The following is a 17,211-nucleotide window of genomic DNA, read 5'->3' as shown; positions in this document are numbered from 1 at the left end:
CTGGACAGACCCGACTCACCCATCATCGCCTGCCTCTCGTGATCGTGTCATCTACGGAGTTCGATCCCGGCGGGGATGTTCTCGGGGAGTTCGAGTCCGGCGACGTACCAGTCTGCGGCGGCTGGGACGAACAGTGCGCCCGATCCTCGACGAAGCGCACGTGGAGGGGCAGTCCCGGCGAGAAGCCGAGTGAGGCACGATATAGGCGACTATTGTCAGAAATGCAACTTTACCGGCAGACCGCACGATCGATATTTTTGCGAATGATCGTGGGGGGGGAGAAGCGAGATGGGCAGAGTAGGCGCCCACGACAATGGTGTTCGGCTCGTTGGGCGCAGGCCTCATAGCCGCCACCCCCATCACAGTCGGCCCGACCTCGACAGAAGCTCTGCCAGCGACCCTCCGACTGCTTCACCCGCACAGGTATCCAGCTCCGGCTTCTAGCCGTCGCACCATCGCGGCGCAGACGACAAAGACTCTTCCATCGGCGTCTGTCATTTCACCGTCGCCGTCCTTTCATAACGTGAAACTGCCGGGGCGCCCAATTGAAACTGATTGCCTGCGTCACCCTTTTGCCGCAGCATATTTCCCCCGTCCGGCGCGGATGGTCGCCATCGCGCCGGCCGGCGGATCACGCATCGTCTCATCGAAATCGATTCTGGACGGCGAATTTATCGCATATTCGCCACCGGAAGGGGATGGCACCGTTGTCCGACATCCAGCTTGTGGTCATCAATGATGAAGAGCAGTACTCGATCTGGCCCGGCAATAAAGTTCTTCCTTCTGGTTGGCGAGACGTGGGTTTTTCCGGCTCGAAAGAGGAGTGCCTGGCGCATATCGAACGGGTATGGACAGACATGCGGCCGGCGAGCGTTCGACGTGTGATGGACGAGCGATGACGGCAGGGTCCATCACTGAGCTCATGGCCGCGCACGTCCAGGCCCGGCCGGCTGCTCTGGCCCTCGCCGATGCTTCGGGCGGGCGGCTCACGTACGCCGAACTCGAACTGCGAACCTCCAGACTCGCCGGATATCTCCGGCACAAGGTGGGAGGCGGCACCGACACACTGGTCGCCCTGGCCGTCGAGCCGACGGTGGATCTGATCGTCGCAATGCTGGGGGTCGCGCGAGCGGGTGCCGCCTACCTGCCGCTCGATCCGAGGGATCCCGCCGGCAGGCTCAGGACGCTGGCCATGGACGCCGGCGCAGTCCTGGTGCTCGCCGATGACGTCAGGGACGTCTGGGAGGGCCTGCCCGTGTTGCGCCTCGCCGAGGTGTTGGACCATGCCCTCTCCGCGGATGCGGATCCGGTGCCATCTGAGGCGCTCGCCTACGTGCGTTACACGTCGGGATCGAGCGGCCGCCCCAAGGGAGTCGGTATCACCCACGCCAATCTGGCCGCGTACGTCGACCAGATGATGAAGCTGCTCGCGCCTCAGCCCGGCGACGTGTTCTCCATGCTGCAGCCGGTGACCTTCGACTCGAGCCTGACGATGCTGTATCCCGCGCTGGCCGCCGGCGGCACGTTGTGGGTCATACCGCCGGACCTCGCCACGGACCCGCAGTGGGTGGCCGGGCACCTCCGCGACGCCCGTACCGACTTTCTCAAGATCACTCCGTCGCATCTGGCCGCCCTCCACGCCGCGGACGTCCGGGCGGACGTTCTCATGCCGCGCAAGGCGCTGCTGCTGGGAGGCGAGCCGTCGCGCTGGGAATGGTTCTCCGGACTGAGCGGCCTGCGCCCCGCATGCCGGGTCATCAACCACTACGGGCCGACCGAGACGACGGTCGGCGTCTCCGCCCTTGACGGCATCGAGCTCGCTCACCCGGCGGGCGACGGGAGCACTCCGCTGGGACCGCCGCTGGCCCATGCGACGCTTCACGTCCTTGACGACCTGCTGAACCCGGTGCCTGCCGGAGAAAGCGGCGAGCTGTGCGTCGGCGGTCTCACCGTGGGCCGGGGGTACGTGAACCGCCCAGGGCTCACCGCGGCCTCGTTCGTGCCCGATCCCATGGCCGTCACGCCCGGGGCGCGGATGTACCGGACGGGCGACCGAGTCCGGCGCCGCGCCGACGGGACGTTCGAGTTCATCGGCCGGCTCGACAACCAGGTGAAGATCCGCGGCTTCCGCGTGGAGCCCGCCGAAGTGGCCCACGTGCTCGCCGGTCATCCCGAGGTCGCCGACGCCTTCGTGACGGCGGATGCGGCCGCGACCGGTCAGGCGCGGCTCGTCGGTTACCTCACCGCCCGGAAGGGAGCGGAGCTCGACACCCAGAAGCTCGTGCGCCACGCCGAAGCCGAGCTGCCCGGCTACATGGTGCCCGCCGCGCTCGTCGTGCTCGACGCGTTCCCGCTCAACCGGCACGGAAAGGTCGACAAGGAACGTCTGCCCGTCCCTGCCTGGGACTCATCCGGCCAGGAGCAGGCGCCGCTCACCGACGTCGAGCAGACGATCGCCGACCTGTTCAGCGAGCTGCTGGGCCTGCGGGTCACGCATCGGGAGGCCGGGTTCTTCGCCCTCGGCGGACATTCTCTCCTGGTGGCCAAGCTGCTGTCCCGGCTCCGCGCGGCCTTCCACGTCGAGATCCCCGTCCGCGCGGTCTTCGAGGCCCCCACCGTGGCCGCCCTCGCCAGGTCCGTCGAGGCGGCGCGAGCTCGCGGCGACAGCCGGCTTCCTCAGGTCGTCAAGGTGCCGAGGACCGGGGAGCTGCCCGCCTCTCACGGGCAACAGCGGCTCTGGTTCCTCAACCAGCTCGATCCGGACAGCCCTCTGTACAACACCAACTTCGGCGTCCGCGCTCTGGGCGAGGTCGACCTGGAAGTGCTGCGGGAGTGCGTCACGGAGTTGGTCCGCCGCCACGAGGTGCTGCGGACCCGGCTCGTTCCTGGGGCCGACGGCTTGCTCCAGCACATCGAGCCCGCCCCCCGGATCCCGTACACGTTCGCCGATCTGTCCGGGGAGCCTGAGGCTGGCCGGGAGGAGGAGCTGCGCCGGCTGATAGCCGCGCACACCGAGCGTCCCTTCGACCTGAAAGCCGAGATCCCCATCCGGGTCCTGGTCACCCGGCTGTCCGACGACGAGCATCTGCTGCTGCTGACCATGCATCACGTCGCGACCGAAGGGCCGTCGATGCGCATCCTGCACCGAGAGCTCGGCCTGCTCTACCGCGCCCTTCGCAACGGCGGCGGGCCGGCGCTGGAGCCCCCTCAGGTCCAGTACGCCGACTTCGCGGTGTGGCAGCGGGAGTTGTTGGCGCGCGGCGCATACGCCCGCCAGCTGGAGTTCTGGCGGGAACGGCTGACCGGCCTGCCCGCGAGAGTGGAGCTGCGCACCGATCTGCCCCGGCCGCCCGAGGTGAGCCCGGCGGGCAGCCGGGTCAGGTTCGACCTGTCAGGGGCGCTGACCGGGCGGCTGCGCGCGTTCGCGACAGCGGAGAACGCGACGCTGTTCATGATCCTGCTTGCCGGATTCCATCTGGTCCTGGCCGAGCGGACCGAACAACGGGATGTCGCTGTCGGTATCCCGGTGGCCTTCCGCCCGCGCCCAGAACTGGAAGGCACGGTGGGCTTCTTCGGCAACACCCTGGTCCTGCGTACGGACGTCGACCGGGACCTGTCCTTCCGCGCCCTGCTGGGCCGGATCCGCACCGCCACTCTCGACGCGGTGGCTCATCGCGACCTGCCGTTCGAGGCGCTCGTGGAGGAGATCCGGCCGCGGCGCAGACTGGGCGACACTCCGCTGGTCAACATCATGATGATGGTCGCGGAAGAGCAACGGCCGCCGATCGTGCTCGACGAGGTCACCTTCCAGGCCGAACCCATCGACACGGGCACGGCCAAGGCTGAGCTTGTCGCGCTGTTCGAGGTGGTCGACGACGGGCTGGCGGGAGAGCTGGAGTTCCGGACCGATCTGTTCACCGCCGAAGGCGTCGCCCCTCTCGCCGCGAGGTTCGAGGAGGTCTTCGCCGCCGTCCTGGACGACCCGGACGCACCGATTTCGCATTTCCTTCCTTCCGGCACCGGCTCGTTCGCCCTCCCCGAGACGGACGGCGGCGAACCTGTCCAGGAGTACGTCGCACCGCGCACTGACCTGGAGCGCGAGCTGTGCGCCCTGTGGATCGACCTGATAGGCAACGACGACATCGGCATCGCGGACAGGTTCTTCGACATCGGCGGCCATTCGCTGCTCGCCGCGCGAGTGGTCGGCTGGATCGCTGAGAGGTACGGCGTGTCCATCCCCCTGCGCTGGTGTTTCGACCAGCCGACCGTCGAGAGCCTGGCCCTCGCCGTGCTCGCGGCCCAGCTCGACGAGCTGGACGAGGGCGCCGACCTGCTGGACGCAGTGGACGGAGGGGATGACGCCGCATGAGTGACGCGCTCGACAGGTTGTCAGCACTCGACCCGCGGCAGCGGGCCGAGTTGGAGCGGAAACTGCACGCCCGCCGGGCGGCACGCACGGCCGTCACCGACCGGGGCGGCGAGGACGATGCTGTCCCGCTGTCACCGGGGCAGCGGCGCATGTGGTTCCTCGATCAGCTCGGCCCCGATTTCCCCGCCTATACGATCGTCGCCGGTTGGCGGGTCGACGGGACCCTCGACAGAACGGCCCTCCACACCGCGTTCCGTGCCGTCGTGGACCGGCATCCGATGTTGCGTACCGTGTTCGCGGAAGTCGACGGAGAGCCGCGCCAGCACGTCAGGCCGTCCGCCGGGGATCTTCCCCTGATGTACGAGGATCTGTCGGGCCTGGCTTCGGAGGAGTGGCACTCGGCCACGCAACGCGTCGCGCGGCAGGAGACCCAGCACCGTTTCGACCTCACGCGAGGCCCGCTGATCCGCCTCCGGCTGCTGCGAATGGCGGCCGAGGAGCACCGGCTGATCATCTCTGCGCACCACATCGCCCTGGACGGCTGGTCTCTCTCGCTCGTATTGTCGGACCTGCTGCGCGCCTACGGCGAGGCGGTGGCCGGCCGCGCCATCGCCTGGGATCCGCTGCCGGCCACCTATGCCGACTTCCTCAAGCGAGCCGCGCACGACGACGCTCATCTCGCCTATTGGCGCCGGGTATTGGACGGCATGCCGCAGTCGTTGGAGTTGCCTACTGACCGGCCCAGGTCATCCCGGCTCGGCTTCCGCGGCAGGAGGGTGACGTTCTGGCTGGATGAGGACCTGACGAGCGCGCTACGAGAACTGGCCGCGTCGCGGCGCGGCACGCTGTTCACCGTGCTGCTCGCCGGCTGGCAGGCCCTGCTGTCGCGCTACACCGGCAGCCGCGACATTCCCGTGGGCACGCCGATCTCCATTCGCCCCGGCTCCGACTTCGACGGCGTGGTCGGCCTGTTCCTCAACACGCTGGTGATGCGCGGCGACCTGTCCGGCGACCCGAGTTTCGCCACCTTGGTACGGCGCACCACCGAGCGGGCCTTCGAGGGTTTCGAACACCGGGACTTCCCCTTCGAGCGGCTGGTCGACCAACTGGCCGAGTCACGCGACCTGGCCCACAATCCCCTGTTCCAGGTCATGATGGTGCTGCAGAACACGCCACCGGCCCTGGACGCCGCGGGCGGCCTGCGGCTGACGCCCCTGGACATGATTCCTGAGACGGCCAAGTTCGACCTCAACCTGCAGGTGACCGAGGTCGGCGGCAGGCTGCGGTGCGACCTGGACTACGCCGCCGACCTGTTCGACGCCGAGCGGACGAATCGGCTCGCCGGGCACTACCGGCAACTGCTCACGCATGCGGTCGACGACCCTGATCTGCCCGTGTCCGAGCTGCCGCTGCTGACCCTCGAAGAGCAGGCGCTGCTGTCCGCCTGGGACCGCACGGACGATCGGGCGGCCTACCGCAGCCTGCCACGCCAGTTCCGGGACGCCGTTCGCGAGCATCCAGAACGCCCTGCCATCTGCTTCGACAGCGCCTGGCTGACCTACGGCGAGCTGGCCGAACGCGTCAACCGGCTCGCCGGACGGCTCAAGCAGGCGGGCGTGGGCACGGACACGGTGGTCGGCGTCTGTCTCCCGCGCGGCGTCGACCTGGTCGTGGCGCTGCACGCCGTGCACGCGGCGGGAGGCGCGTACCTGCCCCTGGAACCGCACTATCCCGCGGGGCGGCTGGCGTTCATGGCCTCCGACGCCCAGGCGGTGGCCGTGGTGACGCTCACGGAGCACGCCGCGACGTTCGGCGAGACGGGAGCCCGCGTCCTACGGCTCGACGACGAAGAAGAAGCCGTGGCCGAGCAGGACTCCACGCGATCGGACCCGCCGCCGGACGCGCTCGCCTATGTGATCTACACCTCCGGCTCCACCGGCGTGCCCAAGGGCGTCGGCGTCTCGCACCGGGCGATCTCCAACCGGCTCGGCTGGATGCAGCGATTCTTCCCGATCGGTCCCGGCGATCGGGTCCTGCAGAAGACGCCCGCCTCCTTCGACGTCTCCGTCTGGGAGTTCTTCTGGCCCTTCACAGCGGGAGCGGCACTCGTGGTGGCGGCTCCCGACGGCCATCGCGACAGCGGATATCTCGTCGAGCTCATGGAGCGCGAACGGATCACCACTGTGCACTTCGTCCCTTCCATGCTGGACGCGTTCTGCGAGGAACCGTACGTGGGCGACCGGTTGAAGGACCTGCGCAGGGTGTTCTCCTCGGGCGAGGCGCTCTCCACCGACCTGGCTGCCCGATGCCTGGACGCGCTGCCGCACGTCGAGCTGCACAACCTGTACGGTCCCACGGAAGCCGCCGTGGACGTGACGTGGCAGCCCGTGCGCGGGCTGAGCCCGCGCACGGCGGTACCCATCGGCGACCCCGTCCCGGGCACGCGGATCGAGATCTTGGACGCTGCCGGAGCGCGCGTGCCGCTCGGTGTCCCGGGCGAGCTGTGCATCGCCGGGCTGCAGCTCGCGCGGGGGTACGTCGGCCGGCCAAGCCTGACCGCCGAGCGCTTCGTCCCCGATCCCTACGGCCCGCCGGGATCGCGCCTCTATCGGACAGGCGATCTGGCCCGTCGGCGCTCCTCGGGCGCGATCGACTTCCTCGGCCGCCTCGACCACCAGGTGAAGGTGCACGGCTTCCGCATCGAACTCGGCGAGATCGAGGCGGCGCTGGCCGACCAGCCGGAGGTTCGCGCCGCCGTGGTCCTCGTCCAAGACACCCGGCTGGTCGCGTACCTGGTCACGGACCACGCCGTCGACTGGGCCGCCCGCCTGCGCGACCGCCTGCCCGCCCACATGATCCCGGCCGACTACCGGCAGCTCGACCGGCTGCCGGTGACGAGCAACGGCAAGCTGGATCGCGCCGCGCTGCTGCGAACCGCGACCCCTGTCCCCGCCGTGCCCGGCGAGCCACCTGCGGAAGGCACCGAACGTCTCATCGCCGAGATCTGGCGTGATGCACTGGGGCTGGCCGCGGTCGGCGCGGACGACGACTTCTTCGCCGTCGGCGGGGATTCCATCCGCAGCCTGAAAGTCGTCTCCCGGCTGCGGAAAGCGGGACTGGAGGTCACGCTCGCCGACCTGTTCCGTCACCGCACACCCAGAGAACTGTCCCGCCACCTGAACCCGGCGCACCCCGATCACAGCACGCCGCCGACCGTGGCTTTCGGGCTGCTCAACCCGGCTGACGCGGCCCGCATCGCCAGCCAGAACGGAGAAGATCAGTGAAGCCGGTGATCGAGGACGCCTACCCTCTCGCCGCCCTGCAGTCCGGCATGCTCTATCACGGCGAACATCAGGCGCGGAACGCGGTGTTCCACGACGTGGTGACCGTGACGCTGGAGGGCCGCTTCGACGTCGCGGCGCTGCGCGCGACCCTGAGTGACTTGGTGGAGCGACACCCGGTCCTGCGGACCTCCATCGACCTGACCGACTTCTCCGAGCCCATGCAGCTCGTCCATACCGGAGCCACCGTCCCCTTCCAGGTGGTCGACTGGTCGGAAGCCGGCGACGCGCAGAATGGGCTTCGGGAATGGCGGGAGGCCGAGCAGTTCCGGCCGTACGACCTGGCCGCCGCGCCGCTGCTGCGGGCCACCGCCCACCTCCTTCCCGGCCGGGCTTTCGCCCTTTCCCTCAGCTTCCACCACGCCATTCTCGACGGGTGGAGCGTGGCCAGCCTCATCACAGAGCTGTTACGGAGGTACGCCGCGCGGATGGAGGGCACGGCGCTGCCCGTCGAACCGCTCTCCGCGACCTTCCGCGACTTCGTCGCCGCCGAACGACAGGCGGTCGGCTCGCCGGCGAGCGCCGAGCATTGGCGAAGCGTGGTCGCCGACGCCCTCTCCACCCGGCTGCCGGTCCTGCCCGGCTATCCGACCGGAGGTGACGTGGTGAGCGACCGGCACGTGATCGAGTTCGACCGGTCGCTCATCAACCGGCTCACCGCGACCGCCGACCAGTTGCGCGTACCGCTGCGCACGCTGTTGCTGACCGCCCATCTGCGCGTGCTCGCTCTGTTGGCGGGTGAATCCGACGTGATGACCGGCGTCGTCACGCACGGCCGTCCCGAGACCGAGAGCGGCGCCGAGATCGCGGGGCTCTTCCTCAACACCGTGCCCGTGCGGGTCCGCACCGACAGGCCGACCTGGACCGAGCTGATCGGCGCGGTCGATGACGCGGTCGTCCGGCTCATGCCGCACCGGCGCTACCCGCTGTTCGAGATCCAGCGCCTGGCCGACCGGTCCCCACTGTTCGAGACCGCCTTCGACTTCCACGACTTCCACGTCTACGAGGGGCTCCCCGCTCAGGGGCCCGTTCGGGTACTGCGCCAGGATCACGTGGAGACGACCAACATCCCCTTCACCGCCGTCTTCGCCCGTTCCCCGGAAGAGGCCGGCCTGACGCTCTCCTACCATCGCACCCGCTTCCCGCCGGAGCAGATCGCCGCCATCGGTGAGCACTATCTGGCGGTTCTGGCGGAGCTCACCGAGGAGCCCGGCCGTGACCCGCGGCTCGCACGCCCGCTCCTGTGCGGCGACTTCGACCGGATGACCGCCTGGAGCGATCTGGCGGGCCCGCCCGCCCCACCGGAGACGCTCCACGGCATGGTGGCCGCCTGGGCGTCCACGACACCCGAAGCCGACGCGGTGGTGGACGAGACGGGGGTGCTGAGCTTCCACGAGCTGTGGCGCCGGGTCACGGCGCTGGCCGATCGGTTGACCGAGGTCGGTGTGAGCCCGGAATCGGTGGTGGCGGTCGGTCTGCCCCGCTCGGCGGATGCCGTGGTCGCGATCCTGGCCGTGATGCAGGCCGGCGGCGCGGCCCTGCCACTCGACCTGGACCATCCCATGCCACGGCTACGGGAGCTGATCACCGAAGCCGGCGCACGGACCGTGGTCACCAGGAAGGAGACCGGGTTCGAAGGGCTGGATGTGACCATCGTGCCCATCGAGGGAGCCGCCGCCGACACGTTCGCAGCTCCTCGCTCCACGCACCCGGACGGAATCGCCGCCGTGCTCTTCACCTCGGGCTCGACGGGCCGGCCCAAGGGAGTCATGCTCACGCACCGAGCCACGACGCAGTTCTGCTCCTGGCATGCCAGGCACATGGGGCTCACCGGCCGCGACCGGGTGGCTCAGCGCGCCCCGCTCAGCGTCGACGGCACGTTCATCGAGCTGGTGATGGCATACGCGGTGGGTGCGGCCGTGGTCATCGTGCCGACCGAGGCGGTGGTCGACGCCGACACCTTCACCGAGGTGTTCAACCGGTACGGCCTGACGGCGACCTACCTGGTGCCGAGCCTGATCACGCTGCTGGCCCAGGAAGGAGCCTTCGGCCGATGCGATCGGTTGACAGCGGTCGTCTCAGGCGGCGAGACGCTGCCCAGGGCCGTGGTCGAGTCCTTCGCCGCCCAATCGCCGGCGAAGCTGCACAACATCTACGGCCCCACCGAACTGGGCATCGCGGCAACACAGTGGCCGACTGAGGCGGGCGATCCGGGCGCGCCGGTGCCGATCGGCCGCCCCGGTCCCGGCGTCGTCCTGTATGTGCTCGACGACGACGGCGAGCCGACCCCCATAGGCACCGCAGGAGAGATCTATGTCGGCGGAGATCAGATCGCCAGGGGCTATCTCGGCCGCGCCGGACTCACGGCCGAACGCTTCGTCCCCGACCACCTGTCCGGAGCGGTGGGCGGACGGCTCTACCGCACCGGCGACCGCGCCCGCTGGCTGCCGGACGGTCAGCTCGAGTTCGCCGGGCGCCGCGACAACCAGGTGAAGATCCGCGGTGTGCGCGCGGAGCTCGGCGAGATCGAAGTGCGCCTGGCTGAACACCCCGCGGTCATGCAGGCGGTCGCCGTCCTTTCGGGAGAGGAACTCCACCAGCGAGTTCTCATCGCCTATGTGGTGTGGTCCGGCCCGCGCGAGGGCGCCGCGGAGGAACTGCGGTCATTCTGCGCCCACCGGCTGCCACCGGCGCTGGTGCCGAGCCGATTCGAGCTGGTCGACGACATTCCCGTGCTGCCCAACGGCAAACTTGACCGGGCGGCGCTGCCCGATACCGTCGCCGGCCCCCGGGAGTTCTTACCGCCCCGCGACCTGGTCGAGTCCAGACTCGAGGCGATGTGGGAGGAGATACTCGACGTTCGTGCGGTCAGCATGCGCGACGACTTCTTCGCGCTGGGCGGCCACTCTTTGCGGGCGCTGCGGCTGGTCACCCGAATCCGCAAAGAGTTCGGTCATCGGGTGCCAGTCGAGACGCTCATGTCTCATCCCACCATCGAACAGCTGGCCACGCTGCTGAGATCACCGGACCAGCTCGTGCCTGCGGATCGTGTCGTCGCGTTGCGAGCGTCCGGATCCCGTGTGCCGATCTTCTTCGTGCACGCGCTCGGCGGTCAGGTCTTCCGTTACCGCAAACTGGCCATGCTCCTGGGCGAAGATCAGCCTGCGTACGGCATTTCCGCCCGCGGATTCGTCGACGGGGAAACGCCGCACGTCACGTTGGAGGCGATGGTCGAGGACTACGCACGGCGGGTGCGGGACACACGGCCCGACGGACCTGTCGTCCTGGCAGGCTTCTGCGTCGGCGGCAACATCGCGATCGAGGTGGCGCGCAGACTCCGCGCCGAGGGGACCGAGGTCCCGCTGGTGGCGGTGTTCTGGTCGCAGGCGACCGACGCAGTGGCCCCCAGGCTCAGCGACGACGTCGCCCTCATGGCAAGCGCGCTCGCGGGCGCGGACTACGACATCGACCATGAGCGCCTGGCACAGCTGTCCCCGAGAGAGCGGCTCGCGGCGATCGTCGAAGGCGCCGGCCGGGCGGGTGTGCTCGACCCCGCCGTCACAGACCTCGCTCAGGCTGAGCGCATGCTGCGGGTGTATCGGGCGAATGTCAGCGCGTTGCTCGGTCAGACGCACGCGCCATACGAGGGCGACCTGGCGCTGCTCAAACCGGTCGACGACACCGACTTCCCGCCGGAGCACGCCCACGGATGGGACGAGGTGGTCACTGGAAAACTGGAGCTCGTCCCGATCCCCGGCAGCAGGATCAGCACCGCCGAGGAACCGCACGTTCCCGGCACCGCTGCGGCATTCCGGGAGGTGCTCGACCGTGTCAACGGAGGTCGGTGACAGAATCTCCAGCCTGTGGCGCGATGCGGAGTTCATGAAACTGTGGATCGGCCAGAGTCTGTCGCTGGTCGGGTCGCAGGTCACCGCGGTCGCGTTGCCGATCGTCGCGGTGTCGCTGCTGCACGCCTCACCATCGGAGATGGGCGTGCTGTCGGCGCTGCAGAAGCTGCCCTTCGTCTTCATCCTGTTCGTCGGCGTCTGGGCCGACAGGGTCCGCCGCAGGCCGTTGCTCATCGCGACGGACTTCGGCCAGGGCGTGCTCCTGATCACCATTCCATTGCTCTACTTCGCCGGTCAGCTCACTCTCGCGTGGCTCTGTGTCGCCGTCGTCATCATGGGCATGCTGCAGGTGGTCTTCGATGTCGCCGACCACGCGTATCTGCCTTCTCTGGTCAGACGCGAGCAACTGCCCGAGGCCAACAGTAAGACGCAGCTGTCGATATCGGCTTCGGAAGTGGCCGGACGAGGGCTGGCGGCTCTGCTGCTGAGCTGGTTCTCGGCGGCTGGGGCGATCGTGGTGGACGCGGTGACGTTCCTGGCGTCGGCGTTCGCGTGCCTGCTGATCCGGCGGCCGGAGCCCGCTCCGGCGAGCTCCGGCGAGCCGCAGAGGGTGTTCCTGTCGATCAAAGAGGGCGTCCGCTTCGTCTGGTCGCAGCCCCTGCTCCGCCCGACGTTGCTCGCAACATCGTTCTATATGTTCTTCATGACCGGTATCCAAGCGCTGTATTACCCGTTCGCGCTCCAGGAGCTGCACATCGACGCGAGCCTGATCGCGATCATCCTCACGATCGGCGGTCCGGCCGCGGTCGCCGGCTCCGCGCTCGCGCCGCGACTGGTCGACCGGATCGGGCTCGGCCGGATGCTGATCATCGCCGGGGTCTTCGGTAACGTCTCCTATCTGCTGATTCCACTGGCGGACGGCTCGAAATGGTCGGCCGTGGCGGCACTGGCAGGTGCGCAGCTCATGTTCGGCGTGGGCATGCCGCTGGGTGGCATGGTCACGATGACGGTCCGGCAGGCTGTCACCCCTGACCACCTGCAGGGCCGTGTCGCCGCGACCTTCCGCGCGTTCGGGCTGGGTATCGCGCCTCTAGGGGCGTTGGCCGCCGGCTTCGCGGCCGAGCCGCTCGGGCTGCGGGCCACCATTCTCGTCTGCGCCATCGGTATTCTCGTGCCGCTGGTGTTCCAGTTCTGCTCCCCGCTCATCCGGTTGCGCGGCGTTCCGGATGTGGCACGGTGACGGCGGTCTCCGAGCTCGAACGGCTCCTGCCGATCTGGTCCGAGCTCCTTGACGTGGCTCACGTCGAGCCGACCGATAACTTCGTCGCCCTTGGGGGCCACTCAGTGGCCGCGGCCCGGCTCACGGCCAGGGTCCGCCGGCTGTTCGGCGTCGACCTGCCGGTCAGCGCCGTCTTCGCCGCGGGCACGCCGGCCGCGCTGGCCGCCCGTATCGCCGCAGGACCGCCCGTGACGACCACGCCCTTCGCACAGCCCGAACGGCCGAGCATGTCGCCGACGCAGCGGCTGCAGTGGTTCGCCGAGAAGTTCTCCGACGGCCACTCTCCCTACACGATTCCGCTGACCTTGCGGCTGCGTGGCGCCGTCGACCTGGGCGCGCTCCGGCGCGCGCTGCGCGGGCTGGTGACCAGGCACCAGATCCTGCGGACAACCTATGGAGATCAGGACGGCCAGCCACAGCCGCGGATCGAACCCGCTGACAGCTTCGCCACCGGCATGGTACGCGTGCCCGAGACTCAGTTGGCCGACTGGCTGCGCGCCGAGGCCCGCCGGCCGTTCGACCTGGCGGCGCAACTCCCGATCCGCGCCACGCTCTGCAGGCTCAGCGCGGATCATCACGTCCTGTCGATCGTGGTGCACCACATCGCCGCCGACGGCTGGTCGCGCGCCGTCATCCTCGACGACCTCAACGCGCTGTATGCCTTCCACCGCGGGACCGGGCCCGCGCCCGAACCGGCCATCCAGTACACCGATGTGGCGTGCGTGCCGGAGAATCCCGCCGACGTCGCCTGGTGGGCGGATCGGCTACGCGGAGCACCGGCCCGGACCACCTTCCCCTCGCCCGAGTCCCGCCCGGCGGCCCTGTCGGACGCGGGCGGCTCGGTTTCCCTGCCGATCGGCTCGGAGCTGACCGCACGGATCCGCCGGCTGGCCGCGACCACGGGCGTGACCCCGTACGCGGTCTGCATGGCGGCGCTGACCGCGCTGCTGTCCGAGTACTCGGGCGAGAGCGACGTGGTGGTGGCCACCTCGACGGCGGGGCGCGCGGACTGGGAGGCGGAGCGGGTGGTCGGCTGCTTCATCAACACGATGGCCATCCGCACCGACACCTCGGACGATCCCTCCCCCCGCGAGCTGTCGCGACGCGTTCAGGACGCGACGCTGGCCGCGCTCGACCACCCGACGGCGACCTTCGACTCGATCGTCCGGGCGCTCGCTCCGCCGCGCGATCCCGCGTACCGGCCCTTGTGTCAGGTCATGCTCACCATGCACAACGAGCCAGGTCTGCGGCCGACGCTGGTCGATCTGGACGTGGAATGGATCGAGGTCGACAACGGTGGAGCCAAATGTGACGTCTTCGTGGACCTGACCGACGACGGCGGCCCGCTGCGCGGGGCGCTGGTGTACCGGACCCAGCTGTACGACGCGGACTTCGCCCAAGCGCTCGCCGCTCGCTACGTCACGTTGCTGTCCCACATGGCCGACCACCCCGAGCGGCCCCTTAGCGCCTATCTAGGAGGCGACGATGCCGACTGACAAGATCACCTCCGGTGGTACGACGATGACCGTCCTGACGCCTGAGGACATGGACGTGCGTGAGGACGTCGACCACGCTCTCATCCGGGACGGCGCCGTACTGCTGCGTGGCCTCGGAGTGCGCACGCCCGAGGAGTTCCACGCCGTGGTGAGCACCTTCGGGAGCCCGCTGGACAGTTACCGCGGCGGCAACACGCCGCGGCATACCGTCATGACCGGCGTGTTCACCTCGACGGAATATCCGGCCGAATACCCGATATCGCTGCACAACGAACTGTCCTACGCGCACCGCTGGCCTGCCCGGCTGTTCTTCTGCTGCCTGGTGCCGGCCGAATCCGGAGGTGCCACACCCGTGTGCGACGGCAGGGCCGTACTCGCCGACCTCGCCGAGGGCACGAGGGACAGATTCGAACGTCGCGGCGTGGTGTACCGCCAGCGCCTGCACGGCGGGTACGGCTTCGGCAAGTCCTGGCAGGACACCTATCAGACGTCCGACACCGCCGAGGTGGAGAGTTTCCTGCGCGAAACGGAGACCGAGTTCGCCTGGACGGAGGACGGCGGCCTGCGCACCGCCCAGCACCGGCCGGCGGTGCTCCGGCACTCGGTCACCGGCGAGCTCGTCTGGTTCAACCAGGCCGAGCAGTGGCACCCGTCGAGCCTGCCCACGGAGGAGGCCGAAGCTCTGCTCGCCCTGGTCGAGACGGAGGCCGACCTGCCGCATTCGGTCACCTACGGCGACGGCGGCCCCATCGACGTCGAAGACCTGGAGGAGGTGCGCTCCGCGGTGCGGAAGAACACCCTGAGCGTGCCCTGGGAGGCGGGCGACGTGCTGATCGTCGACAACGAGCTGGCCATGCACGGCCGCGAGGCGTTCACCGGAGAGCGCCGTGTCCTGGTGTCGATGACGTGACCCGGCCCGCAGGCGTCCATCAGCTCTTCGAGCTGCTGGCCCGATCCCATCCGCAGGGGATCGCCGTGTCCGCGCCCGAAGGAGATGTCAGCTATGCCGGGCTGGACGAGTGGGGGAGCAGGCTCGCCGGCCGGCTCGCCGCCGCCGGGGTCCGTCCGGGCGAACGGGTCGGCGTGGCGGTGGAACGCTCTCCTGCGCTGATCGCGACCTTGCTGGGTGTGCTCAAGGCAGGTGCGGCCTACGTACCCGTCGACCCCGCCGATCCGGCTCTCAGGCTCTCCCAGATCATCGACGACGCCGGGATCGCCGTCGCCCTCGTCGACGCGGAAGGCGCCGCTTCCATGCGGCCGCAGCCGGTGCACGCCATCCATGTCGGGGAAACCGGCGACGGTGCGAGGGCGAGCGTGCCTGTCACGAAAAGCGATCTCGCCTATCTGATGTACACCTCCGGCTCGACCGGCACGCCCAAGGCCGTGATGGTGGAGCACAGCAACATCGTCAACCTCGTCACCGAACCCAACTTCCTGACCATCACCCCCGATGACGTCATCCTGCAATTGGCGCCGGCCCCCTTCGACGCGGCGACGTTCGAGATCTGGGGCGCGCTGCTGAACGGCGCCCGCCTCGCGATCGCCCCCCCGGGCATGCTGGCACCGCGCGATCTGACAGAGGTGATCAAGAACTCGGGGGTCACGGTGCTGTGGCTGACCGCCGCGCTGTTCCACCGGCAGATCGACGAGGACGTCACCGCCTTCCAGGATCTGCGCGCGGTGCTCGCCGGCGGTGAGGCGCTGTCCGCCTCGCACGTGGCCGCGCTGCGGGCGGCGGCTCCGGACTGCCGGATCGTGAACGGCTACGGCCCGACGGAATGCACGACGTTCAGCAGCTGCCACCTTGTCGCGGTGGACGAGCGGCTCGGCGCGCGCGTGCCGATCGGCACGCCGGTGCAGAATGCCACCGCCTACGTGCTCGGCCCCGACGGAACGCCCCTCCCGCCCGGCTTCACCGGCGAGCTCCACATCGGCGGGGCAGGCGTCTCGCGCGGATACTGGCGCCGTCCGGCCCTGACCGCGGAGCGCTTCGTCCCCGACCCGTTCGACCCCGTACCCGGCCGGCGACTCTACCGCACAGGCGACCTGGCCGCCTGGACGCCGGAAGGGCTGCTGGACTTCCGCGGCCGGACGGACGACCAGGTCAAGCTGCGCGGGCATCGCGTCGAACCGGCCGAGGTCGAGAACGTGCTCACCGCGCACCCGTCGGTCCTCCAGGCCGCCGTGGCGTTGCTGCGCGATGACAGGAACGAACCCCGGCTGATCGCCTTCGTCGTGCCGTCAGGAAGGTTCGACCAACGCGTTCTGCGGTCATTCGCCCGGCAGAGGCTGCCGGCGTTCATGGTCCCCGCCCGTTTCGTCGAGCGCCGGGAACTACCCGTCACGGGCAACGGAAAGATCGACCGTAGAGCCCTCCTGACGGCCTTCGCCGGATAACCGAGGAGTCAGTCGCGCAATCCCGCACCGCCCGGCACCCTTGTCGGCGAGCGCCGTGTCACTTAGGGGAGTGAATCACGCATGCGTCTACTGCTGTCGGCAATGCTGAAGCGGCGCGAGCCCAGTACGTGCGGGATGGGATCAGGGCGGCGCGTCCATGCCCGATCAGGCACTGGCGGCCGCTCGCCAGCGCCGCAGCACGTCCTCGTCGTCGCGGTCACCGTGCCAGAAGGCTTCCTCACCGATCGCGTGCTGGGCGGCGTATTCGTCGCCGAACAGCTGGATGAGACGCCGCGCCCGCCGGATGAACACGCAGGCGAAGGCTTCGGCGTACAGCTCGGTGACCGCCTCCCGCTAGTGCTGTGACCGGAAACGATCACCGGGTTGGCGTGTAAGTCGCTCCTGCCGATTGGATGGTGCTGATCACGTTCGATCGGCGCTCAGGAGGCCAGGTGACGCAACCGGTCAAGGTCCGCAGGCT

At 69.2% G+C, this 17,211-nt stretch carries 9 protein-coding genes; 8 read left to right on the top strand and 1 reads right to left on the bottom strand.

Going from position 1 to position 17,211, the window contains the following annotated elements; translation table 11 throughout:
* Positions 1-707 precede the first annotated feature (707 nt).
* Genes LDL49_RS53715 through LDL49_RS53680 form a run of 8 tightly spaced genes read left to right on the top strand, consistent with a single transcriptional unit; the run spans position 708 to position 16,730 of the window.
* Positions 708-899, top strand: a complete 192-nt coding sequence (locus LDL49_RS53715; protein WP_225302693.1) for an MbtH family protein — start codon at positions 708-710, stop codon at positions 897-899.
* Positions 896-4,369, top strand: coding sequence for a non-ribosomal peptide synthetase (locus LDL49_RS53710; protein WP_225302692.1), 3,474 nt, complete (start codon positions 896-898; stop codon positions 4,367-4,369). The genes LDL49_RS53715 and LDL49_RS53710 overlap by 4 nt, the downstream gene beginning before the upstream one ends.
* On the top strand, positions 4,366-7,653 hold the full coding sequence (locus tag LDL49_RS53705) for a non-ribosomal peptide synthetase (RefSeq protein ID WP_225302691.1): 3,288 nt from the start codon (positions 4,366-4,368) through the stop codon (positions 7,651-7,653). Before LDL49_RS53710 ends, LDL49_RS53705 begins: the two co-directional genes overlap by 4 nt.
* On the top strand, positions 7,650-11,558 hold the full coding sequence (locus LDL49_RS58965; RefSeq protein ID WP_225302690.1) for a non-ribosomal peptide synthetase: 3,909 nt from the start codon (positions 7,650-7,652) through the stop codon (positions 11,556-11,558). Before LDL49_RS53705 ends, LDL49_RS58965 begins: the two co-directional genes overlap by 4 nt.
* On the top strand, positions 11,539-12,798 hold the full coding sequence (locus LDL49_RS53695; protein WP_225302689.1) for an MFS transporter: 1,260 nt from the start codon (positions 11,539-11,541) through the stop codon (positions 12,796-12,798). The genes LDL49_RS58965 and LDL49_RS53695 overlap by 20 nt, the downstream gene beginning before the upstream one ends.
* Positions 12,795-14,333: a condensation domain-containing protein gene (locus LDL49_RS53690; RefSeq protein ID WP_225302688.1), complete on the top strand. Its 1,539-nt coding sequence runs from the start codon at positions 12,795-12,797 to the stop codon at positions 14,331-14,333. The genes LDL49_RS53695 and LDL49_RS53690 overlap by 4 nt, the downstream gene beginning before the upstream one ends.
* Positions 14,323-15,243: a TauD/TfdA family dioxygenase gene (locus LDL49_RS53685; RefSeq protein WP_225302687.1), complete on the top strand. Its 921-nt coding sequence runs from the start codon at positions 14,323-14,325 to the stop codon at positions 15,241-15,243. Before LDL49_RS53690 ends, LDL49_RS53685 begins: the two co-directional genes overlap by 11 nt.
* Entirely contained in the window at positions 15,240-16,730 is a 1,491-nt protein-coding gene (locus LDL49_RS53680) for an amino acid adenylation domain-containing protein (RefSeq protein WP_225302686.1), read from the top strand. The genes LDL49_RS53685 and LDL49_RS53680 overlap by 4 nt, the downstream gene beginning before the upstream one ends.
* A 165-nt stretch (positions 16,731-16,895) precedes the next feature.
* Here LDL49_RS53680 and LDL49_RS53675 read toward each other — a convergent pair whose 3' ends face one another.
* Complete coding sequence (locus LDL49_RS53675) at positions 16,896-17,042, bottom strand: hypothetical protein (protein WP_225302685.1); 147 nt, start codon at positions 17,040-17,042, stop codon at positions 16,896-16,898.
* Positions 17,043-17,211 lie beyond the last annotated feature (169 nt).

The sequence above is a fragment of the Nonomuraea aurantiaca genome (assembly GCF_020215705.1).
In the GTDB taxonomy this organism is placed as follows: domain Bacteria; phylum Actinomycetota; class Actinomycetes; order Streptosporangiales; family Streptosporangiaceae; genus Nonomuraea; species Nonomuraea aurantiaca.
This window is presented reverse-complemented; position numbering and strand designations above follow the sequence as displayed.

What these genes read in the sequence shown, in the direction of transcription:
- LDL49_RS53685 (WP_225302687.1), top strand. Translation starts at nt 14,323, where the DNA reads ATGCCGACTGACAAGATCACCTCCGGTGGTACGACGATGACCGTCCTG.
- LDL49_RS53710 (WP_225302692.1), top strand. Translation starts at nt 896, where the DNA reads ATGACGGCAGGGTCCATCACTGAGCTCATGGCCGCGCACGTCCAGGCC.
- LDL49_RS53705 (WP_225302691.1), top strand. Translation starts at nt 4,366, where the DNA reads ATGAGTGACGCGCTCGACAGGTTGTCAGCACTCGACCCGCGGCAGCGG.